The 18578-nt window shown below is 60.2% G+C and carries 24 protein-coding genes and 1 pseudogene; 9 read left to right on the top strand and 16 right to left on the bottom strand.

All coding sequences use genetic code 11. The features are described 5' to 3' along the window. Positions 1-616: 616 nt before the first annotated feature. From CU669_RS19260 to CU669_RS19240, 6 genes are all read right to left on the bottom strand, one after another. Entirely contained in the window at positions 617-1156 is a 540-nt protein-coding gene (locus CU669_RS19260) for an OmpA family protein (protein WP_161539729.1), read from the bottom strand. 46 nt (positions 1157-1202) lie between these two features. Next, the gene (locus tag CU669_RS22120; RefSeq protein ID WP_322096928.1) at positions 1203-1361 is read right to left on the bottom strand and encodes a DUF6726 family protein; all 159 of its coding nucleotides are present in this window, start codon (positions 1359-1361) and stop codon (positions 1203-1205) included. 365 nt (positions 1362-1726) lie between these two features. Beyond that, positions 1727-3103 carry a DUF2330 domain-containing protein gene (locus CU669_RS19255; RefSeq protein WP_112147224.1) on the bottom strand — a complete coding sequence of 459 codons (1377 nt, stop codon included), beginning with the start codon at positions 3101-3103 and terminating at the stop codon, positions 1727-1729. Further along, a complete protein-coding gene (locus CU669_RS19250) occupies positions 3097-3921 on the bottom strand; it encodes an RnfABCDGE type electron transport complex subunit D (protein ID WP_205119511.1) in 825 nt (274 codons plus the stop codon). The genes CU669_RS19255 and CU669_RS19250 overlap by 7 nt, the downstream gene beginning before the upstream one ends. A gap of 97 nt (positions 3922-4018) precedes the next feature. Next, on the bottom strand, positions 4019-4507 hold the full coding sequence (locus CU669_RS19245; RefSeq protein ID WP_146747808.1) for a hypothetical protein: 489 nt from the start codon (positions 4505-4507) through the stop codon (positions 4019-4021). Between the two features lie 98 nt (positions 4508-4605). After that, on the bottom strand, positions 4606-6057 hold the full coding sequence (locus tag CU669_RS19240) for a DUF6531 domain-containing protein (RefSeq protein WP_161539728.1): 1452 nt from the start codon (positions 6055-6057) through the stop codon (positions 4606-4608). Positions 6058-6315: 258 nt separating this feature from the next. Here CU669_RS19240 and CU669_RS19235 point away from each other — a divergent pair, with 258 nt between their 5' ends. The 4 genes from CU669_RS19235 to CU669_RS19220 all read left to right on the top strand — a co-directional run bounded on the left by CU669_RS19235 (position 6316) and on the right by CU669_RS19220 (position 8457). After that, on the top strand, positions 6316-6558 hold the full coding sequence (locus CU669_RS19235) for a hypothetical protein (protein WP_205119509.1): 243 nt from the start codon (positions 6316-6318) through the stop codon (positions 6556-6558). A 92-nt stretch (positions 6559-6650) separates the two neighbouring features. Beyond that, positions 6651-7196: a thioredoxin fold domain-containing protein gene (locus CU669_RS19230; protein WP_146747807.1), complete on the top strand. Its 546-nt coding sequence runs from the start codon at positions 6651-6653 to the stop codon at positions 7194-7196. Positions 7197-7513: 317 nt separating this feature from the next. After that, complete coding sequence (locus CU669_RS19225) at positions 7514-7999, top strand: hypothetical protein (protein WP_112147218.1); 486 nt, start codon at positions 7514-7516, stop codon at positions 7997-7999. Next, positions 7996-8457 carry a hypothetical protein gene (locus CU669_RS19220; RefSeq protein WP_112147217.1) on the top strand — a complete coding sequence of 154 codons (462 nt, stop codon included), beginning with the start codon at positions 7996-7998 and terminating at the stop codon, positions 8455-8457. Before CU669_RS19225 ends, CU669_RS19220 begins: the two co-directional genes overlap by 4 nt. Before the next feature lie 217 nt (positions 8458-8674). Here the strand turns inward: CU669_RS19220 and CU669_RS19215 are convergent, their stop codons facing one another. From CU669_RS19215 to CU669_RS19205, 3 genes are all read right to left on the bottom strand, one after another. Then, a complete protein-coding gene (locus CU669_RS19215; RefSeq protein ID WP_112147216.1) occupies positions 8675-9532 on the bottom strand; it encodes a formylglycine-generating enzyme family protein in 858 nt (285 codons plus the stop codon). Then, positions 9532-10164 carry a hypothetical protein gene (locus CU669_RS19210; protein ID WP_112147215.1) on the bottom strand — a complete coding sequence of 211 codons (633 nt, stop codon included), beginning with the start codon at positions 10162-10164 and terminating at the stop codon, positions 9532-9534. The genes CU669_RS19215 and CU669_RS19210 overlap by 1 nt, the downstream gene beginning before the upstream one ends. A 118-nt stretch (positions 10165-10282) precedes the next feature. Beyond that, complete coding sequence (locus CU669_RS19205; protein WP_146747806.1) at positions 10283-10576, bottom strand: hypothetical protein; 294 nt, start codon at positions 10574-10576, stop codon at positions 10283-10285. 195 nt (positions 10577-10771) lie between these two features. Between CU669_RS19205 and CU669_RS19200 the strand changes: the two genes are divergently transcribed. Together CU669_RS19200 and CU669_RS19195 are read left to right on the top strand one after the other, a co-directional pair. After that, positions 10772-11242: a cache domain-containing protein gene (locus CU669_RS19200; protein WP_112147213.1), complete on the top strand. Its 471-nt coding sequence runs from the start codon at positions 10772-10774 to the stop codon at positions 11240-11242. Positions 11243-11688: 446 nt separating this feature from the next. Beyond that, positions 11689-12177 carry a hypothetical protein gene (locus CU669_RS19195; RefSeq protein WP_146747805.1) on the top strand — a complete coding sequence of 163 codons (489 nt, stop codon included), beginning with the start codon at positions 11689-11691 and terminating at the stop codon, positions 12175-12177. Between the two features lie 602 nt (positions 12178-12779). Here the strand turns inward: CU669_RS19195 and CU669_RS21220 are convergent. The 5 genes and pseudogenes from CU669_RS21220 to CU669_RS19170 all read right to left on the bottom strand — a co-directional run. Then, positions 12780-12977 (bottom strand): annotated as a pseudogene (locus CU669_RS21220) (IS110 family transposase); the annotation flags it as partial. A 118-nt stretch (positions 12978-13095) separates the two neighbouring features. Beyond that, positions 13096-13323 carry a hypothetical protein gene (locus CU669_RS21485; RefSeq protein ID WP_161539727.1) on the bottom strand — a complete coding sequence of 76 codons (228 nt, stop codon included), beginning with the start codon at positions 13321-13323 and terminating at the stop codon, positions 13096-13098. 162 nt (positions 13324-13485) lie between these two features. After that, complete coding sequence (locus CU669_RS19180) at positions 13486-14412, bottom strand: hypothetical protein (RefSeq protein WP_161539726.1); 927 nt, start codon at positions 14410-14412, stop codon at positions 13486-13488. Between the two features lie 14 nt (positions 14413-14426). Beyond that, positions 14427-14756, bottom strand: a complete 330-nt coding sequence (locus tag CU669_RS19175) for a hypothetical protein (protein ID WP_146747802.1) — start codon at positions 14754-14756, stop codon at positions 14427-14429. Positions 14757-14807: 51 nt separating this feature from the next. Further along, on the bottom strand, positions 14808-15230 hold the full coding sequence (locus tag CU669_RS19170; RefSeq protein WP_112147207.1) for an OmpA family protein: 423 nt from the start codon (positions 15228-15230) through the stop codon (positions 14808-14810). A 205-nt stretch (positions 15231-15435) separates the two neighbouring features. Here CU669_RS19170 and CU669_RS19165 point away from each other — a divergent pair, with 205 nt between their 5' ends. The 3 genes from CU669_RS19165 (at position 15436) to CU669_RS19155 (ending at position 17242) form a co-directional block, all read left to right on the top strand. Next, positions 15436-16026 carry a hypothetical protein gene (locus CU669_RS19165; RefSeq protein WP_112147206.1) on the top strand — a complete coding sequence of 197 codons (591 nt, stop codon included), beginning with the start codon at positions 15436-15438 and terminating at the stop codon, positions 16024-16026. A gap of 2 nt (positions 16027-16028) precedes the next feature. Continuing rightward, positions 16029-16802 (top strand): hypothetical protein, encoded by a 774-nt coding sequence (locus CU669_RS19160; protein ID WP_146747801.1) that lies wholly within the window; start codon positions 16029-16031, stop codon positions 16800-16802. A 107-nt stretch (positions 16803-16909) separates the two neighbouring features. Continuing rightward, positions 16910-17242: a phage tail protein gene (locus tag CU669_RS19155; protein WP_112147204.1), complete on the top strand. Its 333-nt coding sequence runs from the start codon at positions 16910-16912 to the stop codon at positions 17240-17242. 45 nt (positions 17243-17287) lie between these two features. On the opposite strand, the gene CU669_RS19150 is transcribed toward CU669_RS19155, so the two are convergent. Further along, positions 17288-17764: an OmpA family protein gene (locus CU669_RS19150; RefSeq protein ID WP_112147203.1), complete on the bottom strand. Its 477-nt coding sequence runs from the start codon at positions 17762-17764 to the stop codon at positions 17288-17290. 58 nt (positions 17765-17822) lie between these two features. Next, entirely contained in the window at positions 17823-18209 is a 387-nt protein-coding gene (locus CU669_RS21215) for a hypothetical protein (RefSeq protein ID WP_146747800.1), read from the bottom strand. Positions 18210-18578 lie beyond the last annotated feature (369 nt).

The following is an 18578-nucleotide window of genomic DNA, read 5'->3' as shown; positions in this document are numbered from 1 at the left end:
TGCTGCGCTTCATCTCGTCCGTCCTTGTCAGGGCCGGACTCTACTTCAGACTGGAGGAGGATTCCCACGGCAGGTCACCTGGTCAATCATATCGAATCTCCATGCACACTTAATAATGTGCCACTAAGATTTTTTGAGGTCGATATGGTCATGTTTTAGGTCTGTTGTTTTCTGCACGGGCATGTTGCCATAATTATTACAATGCGCCCAAAACTACGAATAAACGCACCATCAAGTAAGCCAAAAAATCGAGAATATCTGGAATCTCGGAATAAACACGACAACATGCAATGCGCTCAATGATAGCGGTTTATAGCGTGAACACGCCACGATTTTGCGCTTTTCGCCCGCGCGCATTTGTTGTTTCGGTAGGAATCAACAGGAACATTAGCTCCATTTTGATGAGCAGAACGCCAATGCGAACTGACTGGGATCGAGAGCCAGTCGGCGATCAACGCGAACCGAATCTGTCCGAGGCCGACATCGTCGGCGCCGTATCCTGGGCGCGCCGCCCTGGATGACGCCGCCCCGCCTGGAGTTCATACTGCTGTCGGGGCCGCGAACGGTCTGGCAGATTGCCTGCCGTGGTACGAAACGGTGATGTGTGTTGGCCGAGCTATTTTTCCGTGCGACCGGGGGGCAAGACAATGACAATCACGCGGCGGTTTTTGGCCTGGGCGGCCTTGGTGTCATCATAATCGACAGGGCGCTCCCTGCCGTACCCCACGGTCAGGATGCGTCGAGGGGAAATGCCGCTGGAAACCATGTACTCTTTGACGGCGCCAGCCATACGTTCACTCAGGGGGAGGCAATACTCCCGCGTTCCCCGGTTATCGGTATGCCCCTCCAGCATGATGGTGAACTCCGGGTGCATTTTCAGCCAGGCGATTCGCTGGTTCAAGATGGACTTGGCAGCAGCATTCAAAGTGGTTCGGTCGAAGTCGAAATGAACTCTATCGCCAGCAACGGATACAAAGTCATTGGCCGATACAGACGGCGGCGGCGGTGGCGCTGGGATGGCCAACTCGGGATCTGGCCTGGAGGGCGGCGGCGGCCCATAGACACACCCCACCGTCAGCAAGGCCAAGCCAACGCAACTTGCCCCAAGAGTGATGCGGGCAATACGCAGTGGGAAACCGCGTCTGGTGTTGCTCATCGCTCCCCTCCGTTTTGGTTTGAGGGTAATGACCGGAATTTCGCGGTCAGTCGATCGCCTTTGCGCAGGCATCAAAGGGAGCCGCGACCACGCCACCGACCCCAGGGATAACCTCTGCCAAATCGCGGGTCAGCTTGCACGGCAATGCCACCAAGCCACATCCTCCAAGCGCCAATACCATGGCAAATACCGCTACAAACCGCATATCGTCACCTCTTGTCCAAATTGAACAGAATCCGGGAAATACCCGGCGATGATGGCCGCCCACAAACATTATGAGGGAGTCTAGTCACGAATACCCCCAAAATGGCATCAGCACTTTGTCTTGTCATTGAAGGCTCGCAAGTTAATCAAGATCGTATCGTCGGGGCGCACCTGCCCGTCTCTGTCATTGCGCTCAAATACGATCCGCATCTCATCCTGAATTGGCCAAATCAGGAATTAATTTTGAGTCTTTTGCGTCGGCATCTCGGTTATGCAAGCCATGGCGCCAGGATATGTCGCCAGCAATAGCGCCACCACTATGCTTCGAGGACTCGCCATCACTTTCACCTGCCGTCAGATCCCTTCTTATTCGAAGCCCCGGCGCCAGAACGCCCCAAACCCGGAAGACTTCCGTGATTCGAACGGCTGGCCATTCTCCGTCATCTTGGTCTTGATCGCGGCCTTATCCCAGCCCGTAAGATCGGCCAGGGTTTCCGCCTCGCGCGAGAAACGGTCGGGAAGACCATCGAAATAACTGTCGCCCGCCTTGCAATCAGCCGTCCCCTGCCAGGGGTGCTGGAGAACATAGCGGCCCTGGAAGTTTTCCTTGTTGGCTGTTTCTTGCAGCATCAAATCCTCAGGGAAGTGCTCGGAATCGTAGCGCACATGCAGGCGGGTGACGTAGACGCCGGGGAAATCGCCACGGCTGCCCCTGTAAAGCTTGGGCTCGTCGCTGTCGATCCAGCGCACGCCCAACTCGACCAGTTCGCTGTTCTTCAGTGGATCGGCGGAGCAGGGATCGCACCAGGCCATGTCCCAGCCATATTCCAGGAACACCGCCTTCATGTCCTTCTTGGCGACGGAATGCTCGAACATCGCCTTGTAGAAGTTGCCGAAGTCCTGCTTCACGTAGAGCGGAATGTTGTTGCCGGTCGGCAGCGCCACGGTCTGATAATTGGTGGTCTCGACCCGGCCGCGCGGGCTCAGCACGAAGGCGATCAGGTCCTGGGGGCCGTTGGCGTTGAGCGTGCCCAGGCGAATCGGGATCATGAACTTCGCCGAGGTGTAGCGCACCTGCAACGGGCGCAGAAAGCTTTGGCCCTTCATCTGCATGCGGTCGAGATTGACCTTGGCCAGGAAGAACCGCATCTCCTGTTTGATATAGCTGCCCAGCACGTTCTGAGCACCGTCGGGCAGGCGATACTGGTTGTCGGTCAGCCAGTTGGCCAGACCATCGCTTTCCTTGGCCGCCAGGATGATGATGTCGTACTCGCCGACCTCGTAGCGGGCCTCGACGGTGACGCCGCGATAGCGTTCCGGCATGGACCTGCCCATGCCGGTCGGTGGCGACATCGCCATGGTCCGCGCTCCGAGTTCGGAATATTTCGGGGGGACATAGCAGGGATCGCTGTCGTGGTACTCCACCAGCCTTGGCGCGGTATAGGCGTCGAGATGGTCGATGGTACTGATCTCGACCACGCCGATCTGCTTACGCTCGATGAAGGTCGGCACCGGCACCACCACGGCGAATTCCTTGGGGTCGCCCTGATAGTCGCTGGCCATGGTGATGGAGATATCATGGTCGCCGACGCCCTTGGATTGGTGGGCGACCACCAGCTTGGAGGCCTTGTTGAACAGCTTGGAATCGGCCTGGGCGACGTAGAAGCCACAGAAGGCTTGGGCCGCGCCAGCCTGCAGCAAGAGCAGGGCGGACAAGGCCGCGACGCGTGCGGAGGTCAGCATGAGGAGAGTCCTTCCTTGCGAGTGTCGTTTTGCCATTGGAAGCGATCGGCGGGAAACAGCCGGTCGATGAGGGGAATCAGCGGCGATAGCCCGATCAGCGCGGCATACAGCGCCGGACGGAAATGCCAGCTAAAGGCCAGCCAGTGAGCCAGCGCCGCCACCGAGACCGCGAAGATCAGCCGCCCCCACCTTGCATCAGGGATGGTGCGCGGGTCAGAGATCATGAAGAAGGCGAACAACAGCAGCGAGCCGTTCTGCAACTGATTGAGCGGAATGGTGATGGGATCGCCCAGCCACCAGGCGCGGGCCAGCAGCAGGCCGCAATGACTAAGCAGGTAGAACAAGGTGATGTCGGTCCGGCGCGAGGCATAAAGCACCCACGACGCCAGCAAGGCCAGCAGGGTCGCGAACCACAGGCTGTTGCCCCATTGTCCCGGCGATACCCAGGCGTGTTCCGTGGAAAAGATCAGTACCGCGATGCCGAGCGCCGAGGGATTGAAGATGTGCTTGCCGCCCACTCGGACAAAGAACTTGGCGGCGATGGCCACCAATGCGGCCAAGGCGTGCACCCACAGGGTGTCACCGCGCAGCAATAGGGTCAACGACAGCGCAGCGATGACCGCCGACCGCCATTCAACCCGAGGCAGGCCGATCCATCGGGAACAGGCCGCCTGGGTCACGACGGCAGTGACAACCGCCACCAGCGCCGCACTCAGGTTAGCGCCGAAATCCACGGCGGTCAGATTGACGCCCAGCAGCAGGATCAGCACCAGCAACTGGATGTGTCGCGCGTCCCGTCCCCAACGTGGAATCGTCAAGATGCCCCCTCACCAGAAGTCATAGTGTTGTCGGGCGAACGTATTGGCAAGACGCAAATCCTTCCCCCCGCAATGGGTTAACGGTCCAGCACGTCCTTCAGCGCAGTTCCGCCATACGGCTCAGCCATTCCTGGACGGGAACTGTCGATTTGTCGGCGGGAAAAGCCGGGGTCAACTCGAATTCAAGGCTTTCGTCACGGCCGCGCCACGACAAGACCTGCAACACGGGAAATCGGAGCAGCCGGGCGGAATGGGGGACCAGAGTGGCGCCGGAGACGATGACACGGCCGTCAACGGCCAGGGCGAAGCATTTGTCCCAGAGATCCTTCTTCCGCTCCAGGTCCGTCCCCTCACCCCGGAGTCGAATCTGTCCTCCCTGCCAACGCACCAGAGCCTCCGAGCTCAGCAAACGCGCATCGGCCGACTTGGTATTGACCGCGTTGGCGGCTCGCTCGGAACAATCGGACAGGGCCCCGGCCGCGGCCGGCGTAACGATCCACAATTGTGGTTCTGCAGCCCGGGCGGTCAGCGGCGGCGAGATCGTCAGCAACGTGGCGCCAACGAGGATTCCCCAGAACGTCCGCATGCCGCCTTGCCCCCGCATCGCCGCCGATCGAAAGGACGATAGCTCAGGCTGAGCAGGGCGAACAGCCTCGAGACGAGACACGGTCAGAGAAATGTCCATCACAGACCGACCTTCACGTTTGCGGGGCGCACCAGTTCGAGCAGGCTTTGAAATGTCTGGGTCACCTTGAGCGCCATGGCGACTCCGCCATCACTCTTGACGCTGGCGATTTCGCCCTTGCCGTCATATTCGACCTTGATGGCGCCGCCTCCTCGCAAAGTGATGCTGGTGGGTTTGGAGTCCCGATTGTAGGTGAAGACGAGATGCTTGCCCCGCTCGGTGACATTGCTGATGCGCCCGAATTGGTCATGTCCGAGCGACACTTTGCGTCCGTCGCTATTACTGGCGGCGCTCAGATTGCCATGGCTGTCATAGGCAAAGCTCGTCCAGGACCGGTCGGTCCGCGTGCTGCGCACGACCCGCGACACTTTTCCCGTCCTGGGGTCGTAGGCCATATCGACGGCCTCATCAGGCGTTTCCTTATGGAGCAAACGCCCCACGGCGTCATAACGGAAGCCGCTGCTATGCCCACGCCCATCGCGAATGGTCGCCACCTGGCCAATATCATTGTACTCGGCGTCGGTAGAGCTGCCGTCCCGTGTCGATAGTTCTCGCCACCGGCGGCCATGGCCCTGCTCATCAATCCGGAAAAGCTGGACGCGGCGCGAGATGGTAAGGCGATGCCCCTCGGAATCCTCGGCAGCTTCCCAGAACTCCCTCCACCCCGGACCTTCATCTCCGCCGAAGCGACGGATGGCGCCGTTCTCGCCGAGGCTAGTCAGGCGTCCGGCCTCGTAGGTAGCCGTGACCTTGCCGCCTCCAGGGACGTCCTCGGCAGTCAGCAAACCATCCTCGCCGTATGTGTAACGATGTTCGCCTCCATCGGGGTCGGTTGCGGCAACCACCCGGCCCTCGGCATCGAAACGATAACGAGCCGTGCGGCCGTCATCACTCCGAATTTGTTCAAGACGCCCGTCGGGGCCATAGGCAAGCACCATGGCGCGGCCGAAATTGTCCCAGATCGAAGCAATTCGCTCTTGCTCATAGCGGATGTCGATCCGGTTGCCGTTGGCATCGGCGATGCGCAACAGCCGGCCATCCGTGGCGAAGGTCTCAGTCTTGCCGCCGTCCATATGGCGCTCGAAGCCGGTGGGGGTTTGGGTGATCACCTGAAGGCCGCAACTCTTGGCCTCCCACCGACCGGGACGCCCCTGGACGGGATGGAAGGCTATGGCGGGGTCGCATCCATTCTCGTGCACGACAAGGCTGCCGTCGGCCTGTGCCGTTACGCTAGTTTCGTAGCGGCTGCCCCAGCCCCTACCGAACAGACCGGGACGGCTTGAATCCGACCGGTAGAGGCGTTCGAGGTTCGGCTCGAGGCCACCGGAATTGCCGATATCCGTCTCGCTAATACGAAGCGTGCGGTCACAGACCGACACATCGGCCATGGCGGGCGCGACCAAGACCGACAGTGCGGTCAGGGCAACTCCAGCAAGCAGGGAACGTTTCATGATGGGCTCCTTGGGTCGGAAGCAACCGGTTCCGGTTTTCCGAGTCGAGCCGATCATGCGCATGGTTTATGACGCCAATATGGCGCCAAGCCCTCTTGTATTTCCAGATTATTTGCGGATTCTATGTCAATTATGGCGAATTGGCGGCTGAGTATAATAATTCCAGACGAATCTGCCCCAATCACGTCATTCTCGCGCCACAGAACAAGAACAGCATGATTCTCCGTAAGCCCCCCGATGGGGCACAGGAGAAAACCCGTGAAGACCCGTTTGATTGCCGCCGCCTTGCTCACCCTGAGCCTGTCCGGCTGCGTGATCGATGCCGCCGCCCTGAACAATGCCGCCTGGTACCAACCGACGCCGTCCTATGGATATCAGTCCGCACCGTCTTATGGCTATCAACCGGCACCGTCCTATGGCTACCAGCCGTCGCTGTCCTACGGTAATGTCTATTATGGTGGCCAACCGCGCCAAGAACGCCACCACCATGGATACCATTGACCCGCGACCCAGTAAGAAAAATGGCGGCAGGGATGCGTCACACCATCCCGGCGCCGCTACACTGGCTTACGAAACCCTTGGGAGTCTATCTCATGAACATCGACCGCCGCGCCATTCTGGCCATGGGCCTCGGCATGCTGCTTCCCGTTCCGGCTTTTGCCTCGCCCGCGGCGGAAATGGAAGCCCTGCTGTCCGAATCGCCGTGGGTTGGCGATGGCGAGCCGAGCCGCCGCCATGTCTATGTGGTCTTCGCGCCGTGGTGTCCGGTCTGCAAACAGTTGTTCCAGCGCACCCGCTCGACTCGTGGCGGCGTTCAACTGCGCTGGATTGCCGGCGGCAATCGCGACGAACACGCCATAAACCAGAACCTCACCGTCGTCAGCAACCGCTCGCTCGAGGCCCTGGCCCGCGTCTTCCGACAAGAGCCCGTGGGAGATCTGACCAAGGACGGACCGGCCGTCCTCCGCCTGACCCAGTCGGAGATGGCCATCAAGCAGATGGCCAAACGTATCAACTTCGTCGGATATCCCACCCTGATCTTCGCGGATGGCCAGGGAGAGCTCAAATCCATTGCCGGTGTGCCAGCCGATCTTGACGCTGTTTTTGCCCAGGTTGGCGCCTGGGGCAAGACGGAGTGAGGCCATGGGAGGGGCCGGATGCGCAGTGTCATCGTCTTGGTTGCCTTGGGGCTTGGCCTGACATCACCAGCCCAGGCTCAGTCGCGCGCCACCGGCGGCGTATTGCTGTCGCCCGCCGACTACGCGGCGTTGCCAAAGGTGCCGCACCACCGGGCTTTTCTGCCGCCAGCAGCCGACCTGTCGCCATGGCTTCCCGTGCCGGGCAATCAGATGAACAGCCATCGCGTACCGCCTGGGCCACCGGCTACGCCCTGCGCAGCTACTATGAGACATGCCCATGATCCGGCACTTGCTGGACAAAGGGGCTGCCTTGCCCCATGGACCTTCATGAAATGGCCTCAATTGGTGACTATCAATTCCCGTTGAAGATTGGTTTCTATGCTGGGGAGGGCGTGATGAGGCTTCGGGATTCGGTATTTCTTATTCTAATAATGATGGCCTCGACGCATTCGGAGGCGGCCCAGGCCTCCGGCGTCTTGTCATGTCGGTCGGCAAGCGAAAGCGAATGCCGCCCCACCGGTTGCATGCAACAGGATTTGCGCGCCGATCTGACGTTCGATTCCGAACGCAAGTTGCTCAGATACTGCGCAGGAGAGGGCTGTTATGCCGCGCGTGTCGCGACGGTCAAGGCCGAGGACGGCGGAGTGTCGTTCGCCGCAGATGCCAAAGCCGAAGATGGCCGCAGCGGGCGGATCGACAGATTGGTCACCATCCACCCCGGCAGGCGGGGGGCTACGGTCGGCGCCTTCCTCGCGGACGGATCGGTGCTGTTCACTCATATGAATTGCGGGGAAGGGCCATGAGCCCGCGATTGCTACTGGATTTAATTCGAGGGGCCCTGGGCGCATTCCGGCCAAACCGTGACCGCACCCTGAGCATCGCCGACGCCTATTCCGGTCAACCGTCAGATATTGATCAGATCCCACAGAATGATCAGATTCCACAGGTGGAAATACAAATGACACAGCGGCAATTGAACATCGCCTTGAACAAGATTTTGCGAGAAGAGGCGCGGTACGCTTCGGGTCTGGAGAAGAACGGCGATCTTGGGCGCGCTAAATTAGCCTGGGCGGCCATTGACGGGATCAAGCGGGCGGCCAGAACCGCCGCCACGGCAAGCGAAGATAACTTTAGCGATGCCTTGCGCGATGCCTTGATCGAAAGGCGCTCCGAATACCGCGAAGACTGGGACGACCCGGACGGAGTCGGCACATCGACCTTCTCCCGCGCCCTCGGCCTTCTCGGGGAGGATGGCGAATGAGCAAGCCTCTGCTCCTCGCCTTCGGTCGTATCCCACTGAGTGGTGTGGGCCGTCCAGCGAGCCCGCTACATGACCCTGGAATCCGTCGCCAACTTGGGCGATGAACCCCTGGTGAGCCTGCCGCCCGTCGTGGCGGCCTGATCAAACCGGCCAAGCCCGCCGGAGATCAAACGGCGACCGCGCTGTTACACCAATCCCTGGGACACGATCGGGCCTCTCAACGAAGCGTCTTGGCGACACGGAACCCCAAATCCATTTCGATGTAGTCATGAATGAATCTGTCACGGTGGGCGGAGCGCATGCTTGATGGCAGGCTGTGCCAGGAGCCTCCACGAACGATGCGTTCGCACGACATCTTTCCCGGAACGACAACTCCATCCGATGCAGCACTGCCATCCGAAGGAGTGCCGAGATAGGTATCCGCCCAGCAATCCTCCACCCATTGGGAGACATTTCCATGCATGTCAAAGAGGCCGAAGGCATTGGGCTGCTTGCTGCCGACCCGGACGGTGCGGCCACCTGAATTGGCTCTGTGGACAGCCACCGCCGAAAGGCAGGTCTCCAAGTCGCCGCAATGCCATTTGGTTGTTGTGCCAGCCTTCGCCGCATACTCCCACTCCGCCTCGCTCAGCAAGCGGTATGGGCCTTCGGCTCCGTTCGGCGATTTCAGCGCGACGTTTAGGCGACGCACGAACTCTTTGGCGTCATCCCAGGTCACTGAGTCCACCGGCCTTTGGGGGCCTTTGAACTTGCTCGGGTTATTTCTCATAATTGCGCCCCATTCCTTTTGGGTCACCGGATATTTCCCGACCGCGAAGGAGCGGCTGATGGTCACCCGGTGCCGGGGGGCTTCGCCGAGCACATCCTCCGGGATAGCACCCTGGTTGACGGCCCATGCTTGTTCTGCCGCGTCAGACCCCATGAGGAAGCTGCCGGGAGGTATCACCACCATCTCCGGACAGTCGGGACAGTCACGAAATGCGCCCCTTGGCACCTTCTCTTCAGAAACGACCTGTGCCGGACATACCACCCCCAGAAATACCCCCACAACGCTCGTCATGATAAGGCTTCGCATCAGCCCGCCCTCTTCGCGTCCTCAATCGAGGAATGCAATGAGCCGATCACCGGGGTGGATTTGAAGGCATTCCCACCATTGGCATAGACGGGCATGTTGGGCGGAATCAGCAAGATGGAATTATACCGGATGTGGCGAAAATGCCCGTAGGGGGCTTCGAGTTGCGTCATGATGTCTGCAGCCAGTCCGGGCATGGCGAAGAAGATAAATTCACCAATACCCAAAATCAGCCATTGATAAAGGGACTTCTCGCCACTGTAAGTCGAAAACGAATTGCTCTGGGTCGAGGATTCGCACCGAATGCGGAATTCCCTGTGGCTCTCTTCCGTCCAGTGACTGAAGGTCAAGATGGCGGTGTCGTCATTCTGTCGATGCAAGGAGCAGGACGCTTGCCAAGCTTCTCGGGTCTTGCGAGTCAACGACAGTCCCGATAGTTCCTCGTCGAGGAAACGGGCGACAGCAGCGCACGGGTCGGAAACGACGATTGCGGGATGCTCGCCGCTGCCCCCACCGATAATCAGGCTGTGAACGGGACAACGAAAATCGCCGTCAATGTCCTCAAGCGCCAGATAGACGGGAAGGCCGATGAATTCACCGACAATCGCATGCTTGAAAGAGTCAATATGGCTCAACTCGACCTCCTGACCTCACAGTGACCCTCGGCTCGGGATATAGCGCAACGGAATTTCCGTTGGCCCTTCCCGTTTGGCTGCAACCCAAAGCCTCATCCCGCCGTCTCCGTGTTCCGCGTCACGCTGCGGAGAGGTACCACTGCGCTATGTCGTTCTCACCCTTTTGCGCGGCATCCCAGCGGTCGCCCGTCTCGTGAGGAGTCAGCCTGATGTAGCCAGCCTCCTGGGCGTGAAGCACGCCTGAGAGCCTCCACATTATCCGGGTCTCGCCAGTGGCGGTGTTGGTGGCGATCATGGGGACGGCGGGAAAGCCGTGTCCCATGTCCGTGCCGGAACGGCCGCAGGCTTGGGCTGGAATCGCCGACGTCAAGAGACCGAGGGCGACGACAAACGACGCAATCCGGTGGAACATGAAGGGCATCACTCCGGGCAAGAACTGGCACCAAGGCTGGCGGGGCTCTTGCTCCTTCCCCAGGCGAATGGCATTATGCTGATATAAATATGTCAATAGAATGGGTATTTTCAGGGCTTCTGGTCCGGTTGGGAAGTCGTTGGTCAGCCCATCGGGACGGAACGCGAAAAAACCAACCCAACGGGGAGGAAAACCGTGATTAATTTCGTGAAGATGGCGGTTCTGGCCGCTTTAGCCGTGATCGGTCTGTCGGGAGCCGCCCATGCTGCCGATGATTGCTCTACCGCCCAAGGGCTGGTGGACAAGGCCATTGCCCACTACAACGCGGTAGGCAGGGAAAAGTCCTATACCGACTTCATGGACAAAGGGAATCCGGATTGGGTCAACGGTGAGCTCTACGTGATCGTCGCCACCATGAACGGTATCTTCAAGGCCCACGCCATCAATCCCAAGCTCATCGATAACCCTGATCTGCCGGGTCTGAAGGACGTCAACGGCATTATGATCATCCAGGAGATGATCAAGGCCGGCAAGTCAGGACCCGCCGGTGCCTGGGCCAAGTATACCTGGACCAATCCGGTGACCAAGAGACTTGCGCCCAAGCAGACTTGGGTGAAGGCAAACGGAGATCTGCTGTTCATGGCCGGCTGCTACCCACCAGCCTGATCGGCACGTCAAGTCCCTAGGGGCGAGACATACTGCTGATTCGCCGGTTCGGCGGCTTTCGGTGGCCCCAATTGCCCAAGCAATAGGGGCCGCCACAATCAGCGGATGGGCGGTACTCCCGGGAAGTCGGTTGGGATATGCTTCAAATAGAAAAGCGAACCCTTGAAAACACGATATCACTGGCCAACAACAGAGATCCATACTCGCAGGTGTATTTTAGATACATAGCGACAACACAGCAAAATGATTACGATGATCACTATAGAAATATTCTTGCGCAGACTAAGGAATAAAAAGCAGACAAGGATGCCCTCGCCGCGTGGATCGACAGATTCAACAGCACCTGCCAAAAGCGATGGGCCAAATGTGTTGTCGATGAGTTTTGTAGCAACAACGACGATTCATTCTGCGCACGGTTGTCGTCACGCCAGATGAGGAGGTGGATCATGCTGTCGTCCCGGACCGCTTTGATCGCGATAGGGTATCTGACCTTGGCTCTATCTCCCGCCTTTGCCCAGAGCTCCGAACTGATCTGTAATGGAGAGGCCGGGCCGCTGCTGCAGATCGGCCAGCAAGGACCAAATCGTCTTGAACTGTCAGAGCCCCCTGGCGGACGGTTGCTGGAGATGGACCACTGGAACATTTGCTTTCGCTGTGCCGGATTTCCAAGACTGGATATCAAGCTGAGGGATGTGAATTCCGAAAAGGGTGGTGTCCAGATTCTTGCTGAAGCCTGGCGTTGCACTGACACCACGGCGCCCGAGACATCGACACCAGAAATGTACTGCATCGCCAAGGCCGGTATCCGGGTGGGCAATAAGGACACCCAAAAATGCAGCTTCCCCAAGGGAACGACCCTTGCGGCCCTATGGACGGCCCTGACCCACTCCCCGCCCCCGGATAAGGTCGATCTATGGTGGTCCTTCCCGCAGTGACCCGCATTTCAAAGCACTCTTTTTCTTCCAAGAACCTGCCCCACGGTAATTGCTCACCGGATTGACGCTGGGGTCCAGGCGATGGCGAAATTGCTGTCGATGAGTTCCTCCTGGACGGCGTGGAATGCGGCCTGACCTTTCAGGCGGGCGGTGCCAGTGACGGATTGATTTCCGGCGTGCCGTCTTCGGAGACTTGGGCCGTTCGTCAACCATTGCTGCCACGCATGGAACAAGCTGATCGATCAGCCCAGGACCATCATGTCCATCGGACTCCACCGGTGGGTGCATGGGTTCTAATTACCGAAATTTGGTTCTTTAGTCCGGGGTGCTGCTGTCAACCCCCATCTTGTTCTGCCGCGCTTTCCGAGAGTGCCGTCGCTCGGGATCATGGTTCTTTCCGGGGTTGGCACGGCACCGTTTCTGGTGAGCCACCCCATGATGCGGTCGGAGTTGGCCTTGCGATGTACTAAACGCAGTCCTCCCAAGGGAGGCTGCAACCAAGTCTGTCGCAATGACCGAACTCCGTCCCGGCCGTGGCACTCACGGTCCCGCGACGGGACCTGATGGTGATGGCTACTCCCTCTTGCCGAGCCCTTTTTTCATCATGCCGCCACCGGCTGCTTACCGTGACGGAAATCCGTCTCTTCGGTCCACATACGGTGCAGGATCACCGCCAGCTTGCGCGCGACGGCCGCCCGAGCCCGCTTGGGGCCGACCTTGCGCGCCAGTTTCATACCCCATGCCTTGAGGCTCGACCAGGCGCTGACCGAGGTCAACAGCACATTGGCGGCCTCGTACAGCAGGTGAAGGATTGTTCTTTTCTCATATAAACCAAGGACCGGATACCCACCGACGCGATACGACTTGTGCCAGGATCCACTTCGCTGAGAAGACGCGCGCTCACCCCAGGCAGTCACCTCACTGTATGGGGACGATTGGCGGCATGAATTCCAGGTGGGTGGCCAACGCCCCGTCCAGGATCAGGAAATGACTGGCTCGGCCGACCAGAAGCACCTTGTCCTTGAGGTTCAGACATCTGACGACCTCCTCGGGAAGTAACAGACTCCCCGCCTTGACCCGGAGATCGAAGCTGACCATCCGGGCCCCGCTTGTCTCTGCGGCGATGGGCAGGTTCGTGCGAATCATCTCGCTCCATCCCGAGGGATAGACTGCGGCCCTTGCCGGACTGGCCTCGGGCAGCAGGAATGAGCAGAAGGCCCCGTCATCAGGCACCCATTGGGCAGGAAGGTCCACGGCCCCGGACGGGGCGAGGTCTCTCCGATGGACGCACATATAGACGACCATGAGCTAGACTCGTCCTTCGGCGCCAATCGGCCCCACCGTCCGCCCGCTCTGCATTATCCCACCCAACAGGCAGAGCAGGATCGGCCACTCGACCCAGGCATGGACACCGGCCGCGACGCCGTAGAAACGCCGGGCATCGGGAAACGACCAGATGAACCCCATTGTCGCCAGACCACCGGCGATGACCGCCAGATTACGCCACCGCCCCGGCCCCCATCCCCCATCCAGCCGCCGTGGCAGTATTCGCAGGACCGCCAAGTAGTGCAGGCATTGAGCCAAGACCAGGGCGGGAAACAGGTTCAGCCCGGTCAGGGCATCCTCCCCGCGCAACCACAGAAATTCCATAGGCGGCCAGGATTGCATGGATTTGAGAAAATCCGGCTGGGGCAGCGCAGGCAGGAAAAGAAGAACCAACGGAAGAATCATTATCCAGCGAAGGCTGCTCCATGTCTCATCCGGTTTTGCGGTCAGCCGCTCCAGTCCTAACGGGGTGAAGTTGTGGGCCACCGAGAAGGTGATCAAGACCATGACCATTGTTTCCGGGGGCGCCAGCACTCCGACCGAGGCCAGCGCCACCGCTCCGAGTACCGCCGCCAGACGGGCCAAGCCTGCTCGCCATCCCCCGCCGGACAAGACGACAACCATCGCCACCGCCAAGGCCAGCGTAAGCAGGTCTGTCATCACTGCCGCCTTCGCGCCGAGGCTTTCGCTTGCGGCCAGGGCTCGTCCCGACGCCTGGATCGCCAGGATGGCGAAGAGCATCACCCACCAATGCCGGGGAAGTCTGTTGGCTGAGACCTTGCGGATCCACATCATTTCCCAGATGACATGCGGCAGGCCAAAGCAGGCCAAGGCCACCAGATAGAGGGGCGAGGGAATCCATAGCGCCAAAACGGCCAGCCCGACCGCCATCCCCCAATCGTGTGGCATGACTCCCCTGTGCATCAGGGCACCACCCAACCGGCAAATGCCGACACACTGTTGGCCAGGATGGACAATCCCCATTTCCTACCCGTCGACAGGCGCATGATGGAGCCCAGGATGAAGGCCTCGACGCAGCATACCGCCGCCTCGATGGCATACCAGCCCCAGGTGATGTAATCGGAATACGGCATGGCCATCGCCATGGACCATGCCACCGGATGGGTGACGCCGGAGGCCGCCAGCGCCGCCAGGAAAGCACGGGCAATGCCGCACCTCCAGCGCAAGGCGGCCACCAGCACCACCGGCGTCTCCAGGATAAGCGTCCAGGCCAGGGCCTCGGGATAGGTCAAGGGCGGCAATCCTCTCAGGCAGAGGCGGAATTTGGGCCTTCTGTGCGCAAATCACCGTGGCGACGGCGCTTCCATGATCACGTCGACCCGGCAGGGCTCGCCACGTTTGAGACCGCCCTCCATGCCCATGCCCACCACCTTCAGCCGCTCGGGCGCCAGGCCGACCTTGACCAGATAGGCCTTCACCGATTGACCGAGGCGCTCGCTCAGGGCCAGGGCATATTCCCGGCTTCCGCCTTCGGCGCAGTGGCCCTTGAGCCATGTGACGCCGGAATGCGCGCCCATGGCATTGACCACCTCATTGAGTTTCAGCTTGGCGGCCCCGGTAAGGTCCGATCTGTCGCGTTCGAAGGCAATGGCGACGGTCTCAACCTTGTCACGGCTGCTGGGTGCGAACTGGGCATTCCCGTCTCGGGAAAACACCAGAACACCAATGCACATGGCCACCGCCAGAGGAATTCGCAAAGCAAGCATTCGGCATTTCTCCCGCAGGCTGATGAAGTTCCGAAGGTCGGCGCTCAGCCACCTTGGCCTGGAAGGACGCGTGACGTCATGCCCAGAATAAGCACCCCGAAAATATGCCGTCAAAGGCCGTATTATGGCTATGGTTTTACCCCATATCCGCCATAAAGTATCCCTAGGCTGCTTGGATGGTTACGTTCAGCGAGGCCATGCCGCCATGACACGCGTCATATTTGCCGCCTTGATCATCCTAGGTTTGCTGTCGCTTGGCGCCTGCATGCCATATCTGGTCGGCAGCGATCGGCCACGCTTTGATGCTTCCGAATATGTGAAGCCGCTGGCTGATGGCGACTACATCTTCAGCCGCGAGATCCCCAGACCGGCGCGCTTGGTTGGCAAGGGCAACCAGACGCTTTTGACCATGGTGAACGAGGGAGGAGACGAGATGACCTTTGTCGGCGGCTTCGTTCCCCTCAACAAGACCGAGTACTTCCTCTATCAGGTGACGGACGCCATTGAAAAAGGTGCGCTTGCCAAGAAGAAGTCGGCGGGAGAGACCAGCTATGCACCCGTCACGATCACAGCGGACGGCGTCGCCACCTGGTTCTCGGGCCCGAGCGAATGCGACACCGTCTGCGCCGCGTTTCTGGCCTCCCATGGGATCGAAAGAGACCGCGCCAATAACACGACGGTACCCGATGGCCTGACCAGGGAGCGGCTGCTGGCCTTCTATGAGGAATTGCTGCCGGTCCTTGAAGCGGGCGGCGAAGAATGGGTGTTTGCCCGAATGAAGCCGGTGGCGAAATGACCGTGAAGACGCGCGCAATCCTCGCCGCCGCAACCGTGGCAGCGCTGGTGGCGGTCGGGCCGGCCCGGGCCGCGGAGCCCGAATTGTGGATCGTCGATCCAGATCCGGGGGCCACCTTGTCCGACTGCCCCGCCCGGGCGGCGCGGGCGGTTGAGACGCAAGCCCCGGAGGCGAGGCCGTTGACGATCAATGCCAAGATCCGTTGGCCGGGCGTGGAACTCTCCTTTCCCGGCCTGCCCTACCGTGGAGAGATGAACCATATCACCGACCGCTGCTTCGCCCTGACACGGGACGGGCGTTCCGTGGTCTCGGGCGCCATCCTGCGCCCTATTTCGGCGCGTCTGCTGCGCTATCCCGTGCTCACCCTGGTCCAGAACCTGGTCGGCGAGGAAGAGGATGGCGAGGCGGCGGTCGCCTTCTTCATCATCCAGGGCATCAGCATGATGAACGGCTTCGAGGAATACATGGCGGTGTTCCGCAAGGGGCAGGACCGCGCAACGCCGACCAGTCCGGAAAAGCCCTACCGGTTGACCGCCGCGACACAGATCGGCACCCGCTGGGGACGGACCTTCGATTGGAAAGCCGCCAAGGTGACACCGGGCCAGATTACGATTCGAGGGACCAAATGGTCCGACGCGGATGCGGGATGCTGTCCCAGCCTGCCGATTCAATTCACCTTCGCAGTCACCCCGGCGGCGGGACACGACACCCAATATCCCCTGTGGCGGGAAACCGAAACCATTCTGCCCGGCAAGGGCGGGACGTCCAGCCGTTGACGGCGCCGCATCACCACCCCGGCCAGCGCCACACCGATTGGAATGTTCCCTCGGGAGAACATGCCCCTTTCATCACCTTGGAATAACAATCACACGGAGGACGATCCATGCATCTCAAGGCCATTCATCGCATCATGCGTCTTGCTACTGCCGCTATCTGCCTGGCGTCCATACCGGGCGGGGCGGCCTTGGCCTGCCCGTCGGAGCCATTCATTGGCTCGATCTGCACGATGAGCACCAATTTCTGTCCGGAGGGCTTTCTGCCCGCCGATGGGCGTGCCTTGCCGGTCAACCAGAATGCTGCGCTGTATTCATTGATGGGGACGCGCTTTGGTGGTGATGGAAAAACCACTTTCCAGATTCCAAACCTGATCAGTGCGGACAAGCCGAACCTGATCACCTGCATCGCCGCCCAGGGCATCTACCCGCCAAGGCCTTGAGCGGCTCTCCTGGCAGCGTCTGGCCGCTGACCGGTTCCCCCATCGTCACGGCCGGTCAAGGTCCACATCGACCCGGCAATTCTCCTTGGCGAAGGGCGTCCAGGACAGCGGCCAGCCACGGCTGCGCAGCCTGAGATTGCCGGGTTTCACCCCCTGGCTGACGAGATGACTGTAAACGGCGCGTGTTCGCTTCTCGCCCAAGGATCTCGCGTCGTCATCACTGATCTCTTCGCAAGCGTAGCCTTGAATGAGGAAATAGACGTAACTCCATCCGCGCCTGCTCACCAATCCGGCCAAGCGGTTCAGCCTGCCCTTGGACTCTTCGGTCAGATCGGTGATGCCGGGCTCGAAATAGATGGGATCATTGCCAAAGGCATCCCTGAACTCATTGTTGGCGAGGACGCCATAGGGGCTGCCGCCCAGCATGTCGGCAGCCGCATCCGGGGCCTCCAGACAGGAGGCGGCCAGCAAAAGAGGCAAGGCCGCCAAGCGTGATCCCGGCCAAATCCGCAAAGTCCTCATCTACCTGCCTCCCACGAGAAATTTTTTCCGATCCGCCCGATTGGCTTTGATGAAAGGATCAGGGCGCGGCCCCCAGATTGACCACGCGAACCCGCCGGTTGTCGCTGTAGGAAAACTCCTCCAGAGGAGGGGCTCCCTTGCTTTCCAGCAATCGCAAAGCCAGAGGAATGGCAATACCGCCGCTGCAGGCGCCTCGCGGCTCGGCCATCTGGTTGTAGACAAACGCCGGACTCATGGGGGTGTAGGACGACGTCGCCCCCCCTTCCCTCCTGTTTTCATAGTAGCTGCGAAGCGCGTAGGTGGTGGCACATGCGGTACACGAGGGTTGGCTTCCTTGGTTTCCTGGCGGGGGAAACCAGGCCGAGAGGTCGGCCGCCGGCGGCAGGAAGGCGCGAAAGCGCTCCATGGCGGGCAGGGCGCGATATTGCTCCGGAGGAAGAAGCACCACCCCCTTGGCACGAGGAGGTTCAGCGGCCTCCGCCCCCGTTACCCACAGAGCCAGGCTGATGATGCAACGCAGATGAAATCGCTCCTCGCCCTGCTCCCATAGACCTTAGAACTATGTCTCGAGGATATGGTCGGGAGTGATCATCGCAATGAATCATGGCGGAAACAAGGAACAACACGGCTGCCGACCGCCCGTGACGCACAAGATCAGAACGGGCCTTTCGTATGTAGGAAAAGCGACTACACTCATGTGGATTTACGGCTGACCCTTCTGGCATGGCGTCGGTCAGGGTCGGCTGGTGCCGGGGATATCCGGTGGAGGAGGATGATGCGCAGTCGATCGCCTTTTCCATTGCGGCAGCGAGCG

The organism is Paramagnetospirillum kuznetsovii (genome assembly GCF_003284725.1).
GTDB classification, from domain to species: domain Bacteria; phylum Pseudomonadota; class Alphaproteobacteria; order Rhodospirillales; family Magnetospirillaceae; genus Phaeospirillum; species Phaeospirillum kuznetsovii.
The sequence above is the reverse complement of the archived record's forward strand: the minus strand, read 5'-3'. Positions and strand labels throughout refer to the sequence as shown.